Consider the following 17,746-nt stretch of genomic DNA (forward strand, 5'->3'; position numbering starts at 1 on the left):
GGCCCGCCGCCGCGTGCGTCTCCGCCCCGGCCCGCCGCCGCATGCGCCTCCGCCCATGGTCCATGCCCCGGCGGCCAACACCCCATCGCCGCCTCCCCCCGCGCACCACAAAAGCGCCGCCCCCCAGGTGGGGAGCGGCGCCCTTTTAGGTGTGCTGAGCGCGGTGCGCTCGGGTGTCACGCCATGGTGACCGGTGTTGCGAGTCAGGCCTTGGCCGTCGCGACACGCTTCGCCAGGGCCGACTTCTTGTTGGCGGCCTGGTTCTTGTGGATGACACCCTTGCTGACGGCCTTGTCGAGCTTGCGGGCCGCGAGGCGGGTCAGCGCCTCGGCCTGCTCGACGTTGCCGGCCTCGGCGGCCTCGCGCGCCTTGCGCACGAAGGTCTTCAGCTCCGACTTGACGGCCTTGTTGCGCTGGCGCGCAATCTCGTTCGTCTTGTTGCGCTTGATCTGGGACTTGATGTTCGCCACGAAAGAGCCTTCTGAGTACTAGGTCGGGATCCGATCCAGGGAGAGGGCCCGTCCGGACGTTGACTTGCGTGGCAGAGACACGTACGCCACACGCGATCCATCAGATTACCAGCAGCCGGCGGTCGGCAAGGACACGGCCCACATTCCGACCCCGCCCGGACCCCACCTCGACCCCGCCCCGACCCGCCGAACACCCCCGACCCCCGCCGCCAACGCGGCGTACCCATGCCGCATGGGACGATATGGAGGACACCTGTGCTCCGGCGCGTGATCCGATCACGATCACCCGCGGCCCGCACAGGGCACTCGCGACATCCGAGCTTGACCTTTGCTTGACCTTCGCCCGACCCTCGCCAGTCCACCCGATCGAGAATCTGGAAGCCCGCGTGCCCGCGACCCCGCCAGTGAACGTGCCGGAGCCCAGCCGTACCGACCCGGCGCTGATCCGGAACTTCTGCATCATCGCCCACATCGACCACGGCAAGTCGACGCTTGCCGACCGGATGCTTCAGATCACCGGCGTGGTCGATGCGCGGCAGATGCGCGCGCAATACCTCGACCGCATGGACATCGAGCGTGAGCGCGGCATCACCATCAAGTCGCAGGCGGTGCGGCTGCCGTGGACGGCCCCCGACGGGCAGATCCACATCCTCAACATGATCGACACCCCCGGCCACGTGGACTTCACGTACGAGGTGTCCCGCTCGCTCGCGGCCTGTGAGGGCGCGATCCTGCTGGTCGACGCGGCTCAGGGGATCGAGGCGCAGACGCTCGCCAACCTCTACCTGGCCCTGGAGAACGACCTCCAGATCATCCCGGTGCTGAACAAGATCGACCTCCCGGCCGCCCAGCCCGAGAAGTACGCGGCGGAGCTCGCGCACATCATCGGCTGCGACCCCGAGGACGTGCTCAAGGTCTCCGGCAAGACCGGCGTGGGTGTGCCCGAGCTGCTGGACGAGTGCGTACGCCTGGTGCCGCCGCCGATCGGGGTCAAGGACGCGCCGGCCCGCGCGATGATCTTCGACTCGGTGTACGACTCGTACCGCGGCGTGGTCACCTACGTCCGCGTGGTCGACGGCGACCTGAAGAAGCGCGAGCGCATCCAGATGATGTCGACGGGGGTGACCCACGAGCTCCTGGAGATCGGCGTCATCTCGCCCGAGCCCAAGCCGTCCGACGGCCTGAGCGTCGGCGAGGTCGGCTACATCATCACCGGCGTGAAGGACGTTCGGCAGTCCCGTGTCGGTGACACCATCACCTCCCTGCACAACGGCGCCACCGAGGCCCTCGGCGGGTACAAGGACCCGAAGCCGATGGTGTTCTCCGGCCTGTATCCGCTGGACGGCTCCGACTACCCCGAGCTGCGCGACGCGCTGGACAAGCTCCAGCTCAACGACGCCGCGCTGGTGTACGAGCCGGAGACCTCGGTCGCGCTCGGCTTCGGCTTCCGCTGCGGCTTCCTGGGGCTGCTGCACCTGGAGATCGTCCGGGAGCGGCTGGAGCGCGAGTTCAACCTGGAACTCATCTCGACCGCGCCGAGCGTGGTGTACCGGGTCGTCATGGAGGACGGCACCGAGCACACCGTGACCAACCCGAGCGAGTTCCCCGGCGGCAAGATCGCCGAGGTGCACGAGCCGGTGGTGCGGGCCACCATCCTGGCCCCGAGCGAGTACATCGGCACGATCATGGAGCTGTGCCAGACCCGGCGCGGCGTCCAGATCGGGATGGACTACCTCTCCGAGGACCGGGTCGAGCTGCGCTACACGCTGCCGCTCGCGGAGATCGTGTTCGACTTCTTCGACGCGCTCAAGTCCAAGACGCGCGGTTACGCGTCGCTCGACTACGAGACCACGGGCGAGCAGCAGTCCGCGCTGGTCAAGGTCGACATCCTGCTCCAGGGCGAGGCCGTCGACGCGTTCAGCGCGATCGTGCACAAGGACAAGGCGTACAACTACGGCGTCGAGATGACCAAGAAGCTGCGCGAGTTGATTCCGCGTCAGCAGTTCGAGGTGCCGATCCAGGCCGCCGTCGGGGCGCGGGTGATCGCCCGCGAGAACATCCGCGCGATCCGCAAGGACGTGCTCGCCAAGTGCTACGGCGGTGACATCAGCCGTAAGCGCAAGCTGCTCGAGAAGCAGAAGGAAGGCAAGAAGCGGATGAAGATGGTCGGCCGGGTGGAGGTGCCGCAGGAGGCCTTCATCGCGGCGCTGTCCACCGACGACAGCGGCGGACGGAAGTAGGGCCGGGGTAGGGCTGTGGGTCGGCCTGTGGTCAGGGTCGTGGTTGTGGCTGCGGTCAGGACCGAGACAGGGCTGAAATAGGACATCCGGGCGACCTCGGTCGCCCGGGAGGAGAATCGATTACTCGATTCAGCAACTGATCCGAAAAAGCTACTACCGCGTAGCCCTCGAGCAGCGTACGTTGCGGGTGCATCGGGCAGAATCGATGCACCCGCTTCGTGTTTTGCCCGCGCTGTACCGAACCTGTCGGCCGAGCCGCGCACCCGAACCAACCACGCTCCATCGTCTGATTCCTTCATCGACATCTTCCGCAGACCGGTTGGTCGGTTTCGATGCTCACCCCGGTCACGCGCATACCGGTACCGATACGGGTATGCGATCGCGACACCGCTCGGCACCACCACCACACCCCGGAAACCGCCCTGGACACGGAGGCCGAAGTGAGTTCAGAGTCCGCCGCCATCGAGAACCGTTCGCCGTCCATCGCAGTGGACTTCCTGGAACGGATTCGGGCCACGCCCGACAACGAGGCGTACCGCCACCCGGTCGCGGTGGGCGACGGCGACCGCGAGGAGTGGCGTTCGGTCACCTGGGGGCAGGCGGGCGAGCGGGCCAAGGCGATCGCCGCCGGGCTGGTGGCGCTGGGGGTCGAGGCCGAGGATCGGGTCGCGATCGTGGCCGAGACCCGGCTGGAATGGGTGCTGGCCGACTTCGGGGTGATCTGCGCCGGCGCGGCCACCACCACCGTGTACCCGACCACCAACGCCGACGAGGCCGCCTTCATCCTGACCGACTCCGGCAGCGTGATGGCGTTCGTGGCCGACGACATCCAACTCGCCAAGCTGCGCGGCGCGCGGGCCGACCTCGCCGCGATACGCAAGGTGGTCGTCTTCGACCCGCCGAAACCCGGGCCCGAGGGTGAGCCCGCCGACGACTGGGTGATCACCCTCGCCGAACTGGAGGACCTCGGCCGCGCCCGGCTGGTCGAGGAGCCCGACCTGGTGGAGACCCGGGTCGCCGCGATCACCCGGGACCGGCTCGCGACCCTCATCTACACCTCCGGCACCACCGGTCGGCCCAAGGGCGTCCGGCTCTCGCACGACACCTGGGCGTATCAGGCCGCCGCGCAGGCCGCGATCGGAGACAACGACGCCGACGAACTCCAGTACCTGTGGCTGCCGCTCGCGCACTGCTACGGCAAGGTGATGGTCTGCGGACAGATCCGGATCGGCTATCCGACCGCCATCGACGGCCGGATCCCCAAGCTGATCACCAACCTCCCGATCGTGCGGCCGACGTTCATGGCCGCCGCGCCGCGCGTGTTCGAGAAGGTGTACAACTCCGTGCACATGACGGTGCGCGCCGAGGGCGGCCTCAAGTACCGCGTCTTCCGCTGGGCGATCGGCGTCGGCCGGGAGATGTCGCAGGTCAGGCAGGCCGGCCGGACCCCGTCCGCGGTGCTCGAGGCGAAGTATCGGGTGGCCGACCGGCTCGTCTTCGACAAGCTGCGCGCGTTGTTCGGCGGTCGGCTCAAGGGCTGTATCTCCGGCAGCGCGGCGCTCTCGCCCGACGTCGCCGAGTTCTTCGACGCGATCGGCATACCGATCCTGGAGGGCTACGGTCTCACCGAGGCCAGCGCGGGCAGTTCGGTCAACCGCTTCGACCGGCACCGGATCGGTACCGTCGGCCCGGCGCTGCCCGGCTCGGAGATGCGCATCGCCGAGGACGGCGAACTGCTGGTGCGCAGCCCGGCCGTGATGCAGGGCTATCACAACAACCCCGAGGCGACCGCCGACGTGCTCACCGAGGACGGCTGGCTGCGCACCGGCGACATCGCCGTGATCGAGGACGGCTATCTGCGGATCACCGACCGCAAGAAGGACCTGATCAAGACCTCGGGCGGCAAGTACGTCGCGCCCAGCGAGATCGAGGGCCGGTTCAAGGGCCTGTGCCCGTTCGTGAGCAACATCCTCGTGCACGGGGAGGGCCGCAACTTCTGTTCCGCGTTGATCACGTTGGACCCGGACGCGCTCCTTGGCTGGGCCGCGGGGCAGCCGGCACTGCGGGGCAGGTCGTACGAGGAGCTGGTCGGCGCCGAGGAGGTCCGGGCGCTCGTCGCGGACTACCTCGACCGGCTCAACGCCGACCTGCAGCGGTGGCAGACGGTGAAGAAGTTCGCCATCCTGCCGCACGACCTGAGCGTCGAACGCGGTGAGCTGACGCCGAGCCTGAAGGTGAAGCGGCGGGTGGTGGAGAAGGAGTACGCGGCGGTCCTGGACGACATGTACAAGGGCACGCTGGTCACCTGAGGGCGGTTGCCCGCGGCGGGTCGGTCGCGTGCTCGTGGACAATGGGGAGATGCCCTCCGCACCCCCCGACGGTCTGCCCGTGCCCGAAGACGGCTCGCTGCCCGCGTCCGCGCTCGCCGAGTTCGCCGGCGCGAGCCGTCCGTTCGGCTTCTATGTGCACGTGCCCTACTGCGCGTCGCGCTGCGGCTACTGCGACTTCAACACCTACACCGCGACCGAACTGGGCGGATCGGCCTCGCAGGGGTCCTACGCGGACGACGCGATCGCCGAGATCCGGCTGGCCCGGCGGTTGCTGGGGGACGTGGATCGGCCGGTGGAGACGGTGTTCTTCGGCGGCGGTACGCCCACGCTGCTGCCGGCCGCCGACCTGGCCCGGATCCTGGGGGCGATCCGGGACGAGTTCGGGCTCGCGGCGGGGGCGGAGGTGACCACCGAGGCCAATCCCGAGTCGGTGGATCCGGCCTACCTGGACACGCTGCTCGCGGGTGGGTTCAACCGGCTGTCGTTCGGCATGCAGAGTGCGCGCGAGCACGTGTTGCGGGTCCTGGACCGGCGGCACACCCCGGGGCGGCCCGAGCGGTGTGTGGCCGAGGCGCGCGCGGCCGGGTTCGAGCACGTCAACCTGGACCTGATCTACGGCACGCCGGGGGAGTCGGACGACGACTGGCGGGCCTCGCTGGACGCGGTGCTCGGTGCGGGGCCGGACCATGTCTCGGCGTACGCGCTGATCGTCGAGGACGGTACGCGCCTGGCCGGGCGGGTGCGGCGGGGCGAACTGCCGATGCCGGACGACGACGTGCTCGCCGACCGCTACCTGATGGCGGACGAGGCGTTCGGGGCGGCGGGGCTCGGGTGGTACGAGGTGTCCAACTGGGCGACCGACGCGGCGGCGCGGTGCCGGCACAACGAGCTGTACTGGACCGGGGCCGACTGGTGGGGGGCGGGGCCGGGGGCGCACAGCCATGTGGGGGGTGTGCGGTGGTGGAACGTGCGGCATCCCGCCGCGTATGCGCAGCGGTTGGCGGCGGGTTCGTCTCCTGGGCAGGGGCGTGAGTTGCTCGGCGCGGAGGATCGGCGGGTCGAGCGGATCCTGCTGGAGCTGCGGCTGGTGGAGGGGGTTCCGCGCTCGCTCCTCACGGAGGTGGGGAGAAAGGCGGCGGATCGGGCGGTGGCGGATGGCCTGCTTGTCCGCGACGCGGGGGATCGGGTCGTGTTGACCTTGCGGGGGCGGCTGTTGGCCGACGCGGTCGTGCGGGATCTGGTCGACTAGCGACCGTCCGGCCGGCGGGGTTGGTTCGCCTCAAGCGCCGGCGGGGCTGTTTCGCCTCAAGCGCCGGCGGGGCTGTTTCGCCTCAAGCGCCGGCGGGGCTGTTTCGCCTCAAGCGCCGGCGGGGCTGTTTGGCCTCATGCGCCGGCCGGGCTGTTTCGCCTCAAGCGCCGGCGGGGCTGTTTGGCCTCATGCGCCGGCCGGGCTGCTTCGCCTCAAGCGCCGGCGAGGCTGCTTGGCCTCAAGCGCCGGCCGGGCTGTTTCGCCTCGAACGTCGGCGAGGCTGTTTTGCCTCCAGCGCCGGTCCGGCTGCTTGGCCTCAAGTCCGTGCGGTTGCTTGGGCTCGAGCGCCGGCCTGGCTGGGGCTGCGGGTCGTTTACATGGCTACGTCCATGATCAAGTCGGCCAAGGACTCGTCTACTCGGTTCAGTTCCTGGGCGTAGCGGCGCATTTCGGTGCTTTCGCGCTTTGCGTCTGATTCGCCCTGTTCCTTCGTGCGCAGGGCCGCGCCGACCTCGTCGCGGATCGACTTGATTTCCGCGTCCAGGCCCTGGGCGATCGCGTCGCGCATCTTGCGGAGTTGTTTGACGACCTCTTCGCCCAGGTTGGTGACGTCGGTGTCGGCCTGCTTGCGCAGTTCCAGCTGGACCTGCTCCGCCACCTGTTCCTTGAGCCGGCGGTTGGCCTTGTTCAGTTGCAGCGCGCCCTTGAACACGGTCGAGCCGAGTACCGCGCCCAGGATCACGAACGGTCCGAGGCCGACCAGGAACGCCGCCGTGCCGACCGCGATCTGCGGGAGCAGCGCGGTGAGCATCGAGCGCAGGTTGAACTTGCCGCCGGAGATCGCGGTCGCCGGGTCGAGCACGAAGCTGACCGCGTCGGCGAGCAGTCGCTCGATCGGCGTCGAGGGTTTGCCGTCCTCCTCCGTGCCGACCGGGCCGGCGGTGAGCGAGGCCCGGATCTCGTCGATGCGCGTGACGAACTGCTTCACGTCGTCGTCGATCATCCGCTCCATGTCCTCGACACGGCGCGCGACGAGCGGTTTGAGTTCGTTCTCCTGCCACTGCGCGAACTCGACCTGGACCCGCCCGGAGAGGTGGTCGGTGATCTCCTTGACCGCCGCCTCCATCTTCTCCCGCGCGTTGAACGGGTTGGCGCCGATGGTGTTGCTCGGGTCGTATTCCTGCGCCCAGGTCGGGATGTTCGCGGCAACCCGGTCCATGAACCGCCGGGTCGCGCCCTCGACCTCGCCGCGGGTCTCGCGCAGGTGTTCCTCCATCTGCGCGACGATCACCCGTCGGTTCTGCTCCAGGCGGGTCAGCGGACCCTGGACCCGCTCGTAGGTGGCGCGCAACTCCTCCACGTCCTGGGTGAGCAGCGCCTCCTTGCGGTCGATCTGCTCGCGCGCCTCGATCAGCAGATACTTGAGCTCCCGGGCGGGGGACAGGATCTTGGCCCGTCCGCGCTCGCGGGTCAGGAACTCCTCCAGGCCGCGTTCGAGTTCGGGCATCCCGGACCCGGCCAGCAGGTCCGGGTCGCCCTTTTGCCGACCGGTCAGCGCGGCCCGGGCGTTGACGAAGAAGACCCGGTCCGGGCGGGAGAGGTAGGGCGAGAGGCGCTTGCGGATCTCCCGCTGCACGTCCTCGCGTTCCTCCTCCTCGACCAGGTTGATCTTGTTGCCGACGTAGAAGACGTCCTCGTGGCCGCGCGCCTTGACGTGCACGTCGAGGAACAGCTGCTCGCTGCGCGACATCGCGGCCTGACAGTCCACCACGAACACCAGCACGTCGGCCTGTTCGAGGTAGTTCAGGGTGACCTTCTCCCGCTCCGGTGCCTCGTTCAGGCCGGGGGAGTCGACCACCACCACACCGTTGCGGCACAGTTCGAGCGGCCAGCGCACCACCGCCCGCTCGTACGGGTTCGGAGTGTTGTCGTCGTCCGCGCCGATGGTGACGTAGTCGGCGATCTCGTCCACGCCGACGGTCAGCGGCTCACCCGCGCTGCCGTCCGCCTCCAGCGGGTAGATCAGCGCCGAGCGGGTGTCGCCCCACGTCACCTCGTTGATGATCGCGGTGCACGGTCGGGCGAAGGAGGGCAGCACCTTCTCGCCGAGCATCGAGTTGATCACGGTGCTCTTGCCGCGCTTGAACTCGCCGACGATCATCACCTTGAACGCCTCGGACGCGGCCCGCTGCTTCAGCGAGTCCAGCTTCTTGACGCCCGCGCCGATGCGCAGTCCGGCCACGATCGGCGTGAGCCGATCGATCAGGCCGACCAGGGTCTCCTGCCGTGCCCGCCACGCGCCGTACCCCGCGTAGGCCCCATCGGCCGCCCCGTGACCCGTGTCCACCTGACCGCTCCCCTCCTCGACGGCTGCCCGATGCCGGGACCTGTTCCGGTCCCGGCATCGGCGTCCGGCACTAGCCTCTGGCGCCCAGCATGGTGTTGAGCTGAACCCCGAGCTGCTCGCTGCGCGAGACCAGATCCTGCCATGCGGGTCCATCGGCGCCGACCTTGGCCAGCGCGGTCTGCCGATCGGTGCGCCAGGCCCGCTGGCCGCGCACCGCCTCGTCCATCACTCCGGCGTACAGCGTGTGCAGCCGCTTGGAGACCTCCTCGGAGAAGCCGCCGAGGACCTCCTCGACCATCGGCTCCAGGGCCTTCATCGCCTGTGCGCGCTGTGCCTCGGTCAGCGAGGTCGACTTGACCTCGCCGAGCACCATGCCGCCGGCCGACGCCGCCATGCTCGCGCCCATCGGCAGCGCGGCGACGCCGCCGGTGAGCGGGATCAGCAGCGCGCCGAGCACGGCGAGACCGGTCGGGCCGATCCGCCAGGCCAGCTTGCGGCTCTTGAGGTCCTTCAGGCCCAGCGACTCCGCCTCGCCGAGTTCGAACTCGGTGGACAGCTGCTCGACCTTCTCCAGGCGGTAGCCGCTGCCGCGCCCGAAGTGCAGCTTCATCTTCGCGTCCAGCCACTGCACGTCGGCCTGCACGCTGGAGTGCAGCTGGGCCTCGAACTTCTTGGCCAGCGCGGTCAGTTCGCGGCGCAGTCGGAACGGCAGGTCGCGCTCCCACCAGGTCCGGGCGTCGGGCGCGCGCTCGAGTTCGTAGCGCAGCGTGTCCAACAGGTCCCCGCGCGAGAGTTGCAGGTGCTCGCGGAACTTCTCCGACGTCTGCGTGCGGCGCTGCTGGAGCTCGACCCGGACCCGGCCCCATTCGCCGGCCATGCGGTCGATCTCCACCTCGGACTCCTCGACGGCACGCCGCCGTTCCACCTCGCCGAGCGCCGCGGTGGCCAGTCCGTCCCGGCCCAGGCCCGCCATCTCGTCGAGCAGCGCGAGCAGTTGGCCCGCCGTCTGGCGCGAGCGCATGCTGCGCCGGCCGCCGGAGGTGGTGTATTCGGTGATCCGCGCGTACACGCCTGCCGCGGGCGAGGCATCCTCGCGATGCGGGCCGGCCAGTACCTGCAGGGTCGGCGAGATGCGGCGCACCCGGCCGCCGAGGTAGTCGACGATGTCCTCGCGCTCGTCCTCGTCGACGGTGTCCAGCTTGGACACCACCACGGTGATCCGCGGCACGTGCCGGGCGATCACCTCCTCCTCCAGGAACGCGGTCTCGGACAGGCCGAGCGGCGCGCTCGCGGAGACCACCATCAGCACCGCGTCGCTGGCCGCGACCGTACGCCGGACCAGGTCCTCGGTCCGGCGGTCCAGATCCTCCGCGTCCTCGCCCTTGCCCCGACCCGCGTTGACCCCGGGGGTGTCCACCAACTCGACGTCCAGGCGGGCCAGTTCGGGTTCGGCCACGAGCACGCGCACGCCGACCAGGCGGGGTGCGTCCGAGTCGTGCTCCTCGCTCAGCCGATACACCTCGTCCCAGGCCGCGGCCACCGCCGGACGCGGCTCGGCGCGCCCGTCGGCGAACTGCAGCTCCAGGCGCGGCTCGGGTCCGGCCACGACCACCAGGGGCACCGGGGTGTGCCGGCCCTCGGGCAGCACGGGGGCGCCGAGCAGCCGGTTGATCAGCGACGTCTTGCCGCGGCCGAACTCGCCGACCACCGCGATCCGCAGCCCCGGTCGGCGCATCCGCGCCCGCAACCGGTCCAGCTCGGCGGCGATCGCGTCCAGGCCGAAGTCGGTGGCGATCGTGTGTGCGTCGTTGATCCGCCGGCCGAGCGTGGTCGCCGAGGGGGCCTGCCGGACCAGGCTCGTCACCGAGCCGGGAGGCGTGGCGGCGGGTGCTGCGGCGGGAGCGGGGGCGGGCGGCGCCGACACCGGTGCGGCGGAGGCCTCGGCGGCCGGCCGCGGCGCCGGCGGCCGAGGCGCGACCGGCGCACCCGCGCCGCCCGCGCCGGGCCCACCCCCGAGGCGCCCCGCCCACCCCTGGTTCGGCCCCGGTATACCGGAAGAGTCGTCGCCCGCCGGGCGCGGACCCGGAGCCGGGGCCTGCCTCCGGTCCGCCGTCTGCCCCGACGGGCCGGGTCGGCCGCTGGGCGAGTCGCCCGAGTCGCGCCGCGCGCCCGCCTCACGCGGTGCGCCCGCGCGCAGCCACGAGGCGGTCGACGGCACCAGCCGGTGATACGCGGCCACCGCCCCCACGGGCATCACCCGCGCGTAGAGCCCGGCGAGGATCTTCGGTCCGCCGCGCGCGTCCGCCTCCGGGTCGGCCAGGAATCGGCCCAGCGACTGGAAGAAGCGGGCCCGCTCCGCCAGCGCGTCCGGCTGCATCGACAACGTCCAGGCGGACACGTCCGAGATGGTGCCCTCCACCGATGCGGCGACCTCGGGCAGCTCGCTCAGCTTGACGTGGCGCAGCACGTTCTCGCTCGGCCAGGCCCACTGGACCGCGCCCCAGACCGGGTGGATCGGCAGCTCCCGCCGTCCCGGGGTGGCCTTGCCGACCCCGATCAGGCTCCACAACGTCCAGCCGTCGGCGGTTCGCTCCGGCACCGGCGGCAGTGCCACCGACTCCATGGTGATCCAGCCGCGCAGCTCGTCGCTGCGGTGGATCCCGCTCAACAGACCCGCGACGCCCGGACGGCGGCGTGGTTGTACCTGCGCGGCCTGGCGCAGCACGTGTTCACGATCGAACGACATGTGTGGTCCCTACTCCCGTCGAATGTGTGCTGGTGTCGAACGATCAGGCGTGCGTGGGGTGGGCCACGATCATCGTGGTGTCCCGGTCCTGCCACGCGTTGACGAAGTCGGCGAGCGGAATCGGCTCGACCTTGCCGAACGGCGCGCCCGGGTCGTTGAGCAGCACGTACGTCGACCCGTCGGGCCGGGTGTCGACGCCGGTCACCCACACCGCGTGTCCCATCGTGGGGTCCTGCTCCAGCGGCGCGCCGGTGGTCGCGTCGTGCAGCGGCGACCAGATCTCCTGCGCGTCGAGGGCGACGATCACCTGGTCGCCCTTCTGCAGGGCGTCGAGCATTTGGCGCATGTCGGCGCCCGGGACCATGTCGGTGTCCACGCCGTGCATTTCGAGCAGCTTGCCGATGTCGCCGGTCATGGTGCCGTTGGCGGGGTCGTAGATGCCCGCCTGCTGGGCCTCGGTCACCAGCGCGTTCTCGTCCATCGGGATGCCGGTGAGCTTCTCCAGGATCATGCCCTGGGAGACCACCGCGCAGCTGGTGTTGCCGGCCTGCTGGTGCCAGTACTTGGCGTCGCCGACCGGGTCGCCGGTGCCATGGAACTGCTCCGGAGCCCAGTCCGGCGCGTGGTAGGTCCAGTTGCCCTGGTCGTCGTAGACCGCGCCCCATGAAGCGGGCGTCGCCTCGGCGTAGGTGCTCGGGTCGTACGAGGCCGGGTCGGCGTACGGGTCGGTGCCGTAGGGGTCGCCGTACGGATCGCCGTACGGGTCGCTGCCGTACGGGTCGCCGTAGGGATCCGTGAACGGGTCGCCGTACGGGTCCAGGTACGGGTTGTTGACCTGGTCGTCGTGCCACTGCTGACTGGGCGTGGGCTGGTTGCCGTCGGTCGGGTCGAACGCCTTCGGGTCCCACGCGTCGACCTTGCCGTCGCCGTCGCTGTCCGCCTGGAACGGGTCGTAGTTGGGGTCGTGCAGCGGGTCGAAGTTGGGATCCGTGTACGGAAGGGTGGAGTTCGGGTAGGTGCCGATGGATCCGCCGTTCGCGTCGGTCTCCCACAGTGGTGCCGCCCCGACGCTTCCCCCGTCGGCGGTGTCCACTGTGTCGATGGTGTCGTCGGAGACCACCGCGAACAGGTCGTCGTCGTGCGTGTAGTCGCTCATCTGCCGAAATCCCCCCGGTGCGTGAGGCGTTCGCGTTGGCTGTTCACCGTGGCGCGACGCCGTTCCGTCTGCCTGTCCGCGTCCTGCAACAGGTTTCTGCGAGCCGCGAGAATATCCTCACGGCGTTGATGTTCGGCCACCAGTTCGGCGACCGTCGCCTCGTAGGTGGCCCGGTAGCGGTCCACGTGTTGCGAGACGTCCTGCGAGTAGTGCGTGGTGGCCGTGCGCACGGCCTCGTCGATCTGTCCGGACAAACCGTCCGCGACGGTTCGCAGTGTCTGATGCATTTCGGTGCGCGCGTGGTTCCGCAGGGCCGTCATGTCGGTGGATGACAACGAACCGGCCACTTTGGCGATGAATCCGCCGAATCCGATCCGTCCGGGAGGGGCGCCCTGGGAGCCGTTGCGGGTGCCGCCGAACCACTGGTCCAGAGCGCCGCCGATCCGCGCGCCCGGGGTTTTGGGCGCGGTCGGGTCGAGTCGGACGGCCCGGATCTGCTGGGTCACCCCTGTGACGGAGTTCTCGTACGCCCGCATCGCCGCGTCCGCGAGTTGATGCCCGGTCAGCACCGTGACCGCCTCCGATCCGGCCGGTCGGGCCACCGCGCCGAGGCGGGCGTAGGCGGCGGCGAACGCGGTGTCGGCGGCGGCGCGCGCGGTCTCGGCCGCGGTCGACAGCGCGCCGGTGACCGCCTGTTGCACGATGTCGCCGATCCGGGGCAGGCCGCGCCGGATCAGTTCGGGGGCCTGTTCGGCGAGCACCGCGCGCAGTTCGTCGGGGGTGTTCGCGCGCTCCAGGGCCCGATCGATCTCGTCCCGGGTGTAGCCCCACCACTGCGGGGCCATGCCGCCGACCGCCTGCTGGGCGCGCTGGGCGCCGGCGCCGAGCAGGCGCGCGGTCTCGCCGTGTTGGGCTCGGACGAAGGCGGCCATGTCGGCGATCCGCGCCTCGGACAACTCCGCCTCCTCGGCGTCGAGCCGCTGTTCGGCCAGCGTCACCTCGCGGCGCAACTCGTCGAGCAGGTCCTCGAGGAGTCGCAGCAGGTGGTCGGAGACCGCGACGATGCGCTGGCGCTGCATCAGGTCGCGCAGCCGGGCCACGGTGCGCGGAAACTCCTCCGCCCAGTGCTCCTGTTCGGGGCCGCGCAGCGGCCGTCCGGTGGCCAGTCGCACCACCGGTTCGGCGGCGACCGGTTCCAGGACCGGGTCGGGCACACCGAGCATCCGGGCGAACCGCTGTCGGACGTGGGCGAGCAGATCGTCCCGTTCGTCCTCGTCGATGTGGTCCATCTTGGTGACGAGGATGATGCAGCGGCGCAATTGCCCCGGATCGAGCGCATCGGTGAGGAATTCGGTCAGCGACACCGGCGACGGCGACGTGGACGCGGTCAGTACGGCCGCCACGTCGGCGACGTCGCGCATCACCGCGCGCGTGATCTCCGTGTGACCTGCCCGAGCGTTGGTTCCGGGCGTGTCGATGATCACCAGGCCGTCGCGCAGCGCCGGCGCGGGGTGGCGGACCTCCAGGCTCTGCACCCGCGGGGCGATTGCCTCGTCGGCGGTGAGCAGGCGCAGGATGCCGGCGGTGTCCTCGGGGATCGGGGTGTCCGGCGCGAGGTGCGTGAGCATCCGGCCGAGCGGGCTGTCCGCCCCGGTGTAGCGCCCGGAGGGGTACACGTAGCGGATCCCGTGGCCGGTGAATCGCACCTCGACGGAGAACTCCTCCCCGTGGGTGATCCTGGTCGCGGCGCCGGTGGTCGGCAATGCGGAGGTGGGCAGCAGGTCGTCGGCCAGCAGCGCGTTGACGAAGGTGCTCTTGCCGGCCGAGAACTCGCCGATCACCGCGAGGTAGTAGCGGTCGTCCCGGAGCCGGGTCTCGATCTCGCGGATGCGGGCGGTCAGTTCCCCGAGCCGTTCCTGGTCGCCGACGATGCGGCGGACCATCGCCAGTGCGAAGTCGAGATGGTCGGAGGTCTCGGTGAGTGCCTCGACCACCTCGCGTCGCCTCGCCCGATCCCCGGCGATGCCCTGTGAATCCACCACCGCGCGCCCCCTCTCGACGGTGCCCTCCCCGATGTACGGGCGATCCTGTCACGCGGGCGGGAATCGCGTCTCGATCTGTGGACGGTGCATTTGGTGCGGCCGTCTGCACTCCTGTGCCCCTTGTGTGACGCCCGTCCGGATGATGCGATAAAGGCGTCGAGGCGATCCCTCGCAGCTGATTTCCGTTGCCGTGGCCCCCGACCCGATCGGTCTGAAAGGCATGAAAACGGCGCATACTGGTTGCGTGGGTGCCGCGACTTGTCCGGCGAGTCGATTCCGATGCGATCAGGAGATGGCATGTTCGAGGAGGCCCAGTATCTGGCCCCGGTCACCCGTAGGGCCGACGGCGGAGTCGAGGTCGAGCTGTCCCGCAGCCACCCGGGGTTCGCGGACGAGGTGTACCGCGAACGCCGGAACCGGATCGCGGCGCTGGCGCTGGACCACCACCGCGGCGACCCGATCCCGGCGGTCGAGTACACCGACGAGGAGCACGAGGTCTGGCGCCTGGTCTCCCGCGAGTTGTCCGCCTCGCACGCGGAGTACGCGGTCGCCGACTACCTGGACGGCGCCGCGCGCCTGAAGCTGCCGACCGAGCGGATCCCCCAGTTGGAGGAGGTCAGCGAGGCGCTGCAGCCGCTCACCGGCTTTCGCTACCTGCCCGCGGCCGGCCTGGTTCCGCTGCGCGACTTCTACGGGTCGCTGGCCGACTCCTACTTCCACTCCACGCAGTACATCCGCCACCACAGCGTGCCGCTGTACACCCCCGAGCCGGACGTCGTGCACGAGGTGATCGGCCACGCCAACATGCTCGCCTCGGACCGCTTCGCGGCGCTGTACCGGGTCGCGGGCGAGGCGGCCCGCCGGGTGGAGAGCCGCGAGGCGCTGGAGTTCGTTTCCAAGGTCTTCTGGTTCACCCTCGAATTCGGCGTCATGCACGAGGGCGGCGCGCTCAAGGCCTACGGCGCCGGGATCCTGTCCTCCTACGGCGAGATCCGCGAGTTCCGCACGGTCGACATCCGCGACCTGGACCTGGTCGCGATGGGCACCATGCAATACGACATCACGCACTACCAGGACATCCTGTACGCCGCCCACTCGATGACCCAGTTGGAAGAGGTCGTCGGCACCTTCTGGGCGGACTGCACCGACGACTCCATCGCCGCCCTGTCGGCCTCGGCAAAGGCCCCGTAACGCCGCTTCACGTAGTCGTTCACCCGTGCGGGTGACCGGAACGGAAACGTTCGGTCACCCGCACGACGCGTCCCTATGCTCGCCTCGACTACGGAAGGGGTTGAGAATGTCTGTCATGGCACACGAGATCCCCGCGCAGGAAGACGTCATGCTCGACGGCTTCCTGGCGTTGGACACCCCCTTGGGCTTCCGCGCCGAGTTCATCGAGGGGGACATCGTCGTGACACCACCGCCGATGGGGAATCACGAGCGCATCATCAGTGCCGTGGTTCGCCAGATCCTCAGCGGATCGGCCGTGCCGATGGATTTCTCCGGCGGCAAGGGATTGGTGGTGGCCACCGGTGGGGGACTCGCCCGCAACCACGTCATCCCGGACGGCACGTTCGCGCCCGAGGACCTGGACCTGTTCCTGGACGCCGAATCGTGGATGCCGTGCGCCGGGGTTGCCCTGGTCCTGGAGGTGACGTCGTATCGCGCCGGTTTCGATCGTGAACAGAAACGACGGGCCTATGCCCGCAGCGGCATTCCGCTGTACCTGCTGGTGGATCGAGAGCAGAGCAAGGTCACGCTCTTCCTGACGCCGAAGGGTGACGACTACCTGGAGGGTCACACCGGTCCCTTCGGTAAGCAGATCGATCTTCCCGCGCCGTTCTCGATGACGTTGAGCACCAGCAGATTCGTCTGACGAACCATGGGCTCGGGCGTCACCGTTCGAGTGGCGCCGTGTCGAAGCCGACGGGTTGTTCGGCGCGCCCGGGCGGATGCCCTACACCCGGCGGACGAAGACCCGGCCGAAGTCGCCGCCCGTGGCCAGGAGGGTGCCGTCGGCGGAGAAGGCCAGGCGGCGCACGCGTTGTTCGTCGTGGCCGGGGAGGGCGACGGCGTCGCGCTCGCGCAGATCCGCGTCGTACACGCGCAGGGCGCTCGTACGATGACCGCCCACCGCGATCCGCCGGCCGTCCGGCGAGTAGGCCCACGCGTAACAGGTTGCCCAACCGTTCGGGTGATGCGGATCGGCGAGGTGCCAGGCCGGCTCGCCGGTGTCGATCGAGATCGCGAACGGCCCGTGCACCCGGCCCCGGTTGACCAGGAGCAACGTCTCGTTCGGATCGAAGCCGAGGTCGCCGATCTCCCACTCCAGGGGCACCCGCGCGACCGGCCGGCCGGCCTCCACGTCCCACACCTCGACCTCGTTGGTCGGATCGGCGCTCGCGTCGCGGTGCCCGTACACCAGCCCGCGACTGACCCGCCACACCGCGAGCAACCGACCCGAGGGGGACAGCGCGGCGCCCCGGCACTCGGTGGTCGGCGATCGGGTGGACACCTCGCAGACCGGGGCGCCGGCCGCGTCCAGGACCCGCACCCGGTCGTCGGCGTCGAAGACCACCAGGCGCCGCCGGGCCGCGTCCCAGGCCGGCTGCACGGTGTGCGGATTGAACAGAGCGTTCTCGAACTGCCGGTAATCGGCCAGCGGTTCCTCGTGCAGCGTGCCCAGGTTCAGTCGCCGGGTCGAGCCGCCGACGGTGTAGACCACGGCCGATCCGGTCGCGTCGAACAGCGCGGTGTCGATGCCGGTCAGCCGCTCGGCCGCGGGCACCGCGTGCACCGTGCGGCGGACCCCGGTCGCCACGTCCACGAGCCGGATCGCGCCGTCGTAGGCGATCAGCACGGTGCGGCCGTCCGGATGCAGGTCCATGGCCCGGGACGAGGTCTTGCCCGGCGGCATGAACTCCAGCACCACCGGGTCCTCGGCCCCGCCCAGACGCACGAACCCGGCGCGCATCGCCTTGCCCACCTCCCGGCGCAGCGCGATCACGGCGGCGGCCGGGTCGGCGAAGTCCTTGCGCGTCTCCCGTGCCGCCCCGTCACCCGAGCGGGCGGACCGGACGAACGTGGTGTCGAAGACGCCGAACGTCCGATACTTCGGTCCGGCCGAGTCCGGCAATACGAGGGTGATCTCTTCCTGCGCCATCGC

Annotated in this window: 11 protein-coding genes; 5 read left to right on the forward strand and 6 right to left on the reverse strand. The window is 70.2% G+C overall.

All coding sequences use genetic code 11. From position 1 onward, the window contains the following. Positions 1-203: 203 nt before the first annotated feature. Positions 204-470, reverse strand: a complete 267-nt coding sequence (gene rpsT, locus ACFXKZ_RS24000; protein ID WP_078977364.1) for a 30S ribosomal protein S20 — start codon at positions 468-470, stop codon at positions 204-206. Positions 471-856: 386 nt separating this feature from the next. Here rpsT and lepA point away from each other — a divergent pair, with 386 nt between their 5' ends. From lepA to hemW, 3 genes are all read left to right on the forward strand, one after another. Next, positions 857-2,710 carry a translation elongation factor 4 gene (gene lepA, locus ACFXKZ_RS24005; RefSeq protein WP_126638507.1) on the forward strand — a complete coding sequence of 618 codons (1,854 nt, stop codon included), beginning with the start codon at positions 857-859 and terminating at the stop codon, positions 2,708-2,710. Between the two features lie 440 nt (positions 2,711-3,150). Beyond that, positions 3,151-5,019 carry an AMP-dependent synthetase/ligase gene (locus ACFXKZ_RS24010; RefSeq protein WP_380003001.1) on the forward strand — a complete coding sequence of 623 codons (1,869 nt, stop codon included), beginning with the start codon at positions 3,151-3,153 and terminating at the stop codon, positions 5,017-5,019. A gap of 49 nt (positions 5,020-5,068) precedes the next feature. Beyond that, positions 5,069-6,289: a radical SAM family heme chaperone HemW gene (gene hemW / locus ACFXKZ_RS24015; protein ID WP_380003003.1), complete on the forward strand. Its 1,221-nt coding sequence runs from the start codon at positions 5,069-5,071 to the stop codon at positions 6,287-6,289. 373 nt (positions 6,290-6,662) lie between these two features. On the opposite strand, the gene ACFXKZ_RS24020 is transcribed toward hemW, so the two are convergent. The 4 genes from ACFXKZ_RS24020 to ACFXKZ_RS24035 all read right to left on the reverse strand — a co-directional run bounded on the left by ACFXKZ_RS24020 (position 6,663) and on the right by ACFXKZ_RS24035 (position 14,580). After that, entirely contained in the window at positions 6,663-8,636 is a 1,974-nt protein-coding gene (locus tag ACFXKZ_RS24020; RefSeq protein WP_380003005.1) for a dynamin family protein, read from the reverse strand. A 70-nt stretch (positions 8,637-8,706) separates the two neighbouring features. Next, on the reverse strand, positions 8,707-11,382 hold the full coding sequence (locus tag ACFXKZ_RS24025) for a dynamin family protein (protein ID WP_380003006.1): 2,676 nt from the start codon (positions 11,380-11,382) through the stop codon (positions 8,707-8,709). Between the two features lie 43 nt (positions 11,383-11,425). Beyond that, positions 11,426-12,538, reverse strand: coding sequence for a hypothetical protein (locus tag ACFXKZ_RS24030; protein WP_380003007.1), 1,113 nt, complete (start codon positions 12,536-12,538; stop codon positions 11,426-11,428). After that, entirely contained in the window at positions 12,535-14,580 is a 2,046-nt protein-coding gene (locus tag ACFXKZ_RS24035; RefSeq protein WP_380003009.1) for a dynamin family protein, read from the reverse strand. Before ACFXKZ_RS24035 ends, ACFXKZ_RS24030 begins: the two co-directional genes overlap by 4 nt. A 297-nt stretch (positions 14,581-14,877) precedes the next feature. Here ACFXKZ_RS24035 and ACFXKZ_RS24040 point away from each other — a divergent pair, with 297 nt between their 5' ends. Beyond that, positions 14,878-15,771, forward strand: coding sequence for a phenylalanine 4-monooxygenase (locus ACFXKZ_RS24040; RefSeq protein WP_380003010.1), 894 nt, complete (start codon positions 14,878-14,880; stop codon positions 15,769-15,771). A gap of 115 nt (positions 15,772-15,886) precedes the next feature. Then, positions 15,887-16,456 carry a Uma2 family endonuclease gene (locus tag ACFXKZ_RS24045; RefSeq protein WP_380003012.1) on the forward strand — a complete coding sequence of 190 codons (570 nt, stop codon included), beginning with the start codon at positions 15,887-15,889 and terminating at the stop codon, positions 16,454-16,456. An 81-nt stretch (positions 16,457-16,537) separates the two neighbouring features. Here the strand turns inward: ACFXKZ_RS24045 and ACFXKZ_RS24050 are convergent, their stop codons facing one another. Next, positions 16,538-17,743 carry a WD40 repeat domain-containing protein gene (locus ACFXKZ_RS24050; RefSeq protein ID WP_380003013.1) on the reverse strand — a complete coding sequence of 402 codons (1,206 nt, stop codon included), beginning with the start codon at positions 17,741-17,743 and terminating at the stop codon, positions 16,538-16,540. Positions 17,744-17,746 lie beyond the last annotated feature (3 nt).

This window comes from Embleya sp. NPDC059237, from assembly GCF_042754105.1.
In the GTDB taxonomy this organism is placed as follows: domain Bacteria; phylum Actinomycetota; class Actinomycetes; order Streptomycetales; family Streptomycetaceae; genus Embleya.

Excerpts from the sequence above, each read along its gene's own strand:
- hemW (WP_380003003.1), top strand. The coding sequence starts at position 5,069 with ATGCCCTCCGCACCCCCCGACGGTCTGCCCGTGCCCGAAGACGGCTCG.
- ACFXKZ_RS24025 (WP_380003006.1), bottom strand. The coding sequence starts at position 11,382 with ATGTCGTTCGATCGTGAACACGTGCTGCGCCAGGCCGCGCAGGTACAA.
- ACFXKZ_RS24030 (WP_380003007.1), bottom strand. The coding sequence starts at position 12,538 with ATGAGCGACTACACGCACGACGACGACCTGTTCGCGGTGGTCTCCGAC.
- ACFXKZ_RS24040 (WP_380003010.1), top strand. The coding sequence starts at position 14,878 with ATGTTCGAGGAGGCCCAGTATCTGGCCCCGGTCACCCGTAGGGCCGAC.
- ACFXKZ_RS24045 (WP_380003012.1), top strand. The coding sequence starts at position 15,887 with ATGGCACACGAGATCCCCGCGCAGGAAGACGTCATGCTCGACGGCTTC.
- ACFXKZ_RS24050 (WP_380003013.1), bottom strand. The coding sequence starts at position 17,743 with ATGGCGCAGGAAGAGATCACCCTCGTATTGCCGGACTCGGCCGGACCG.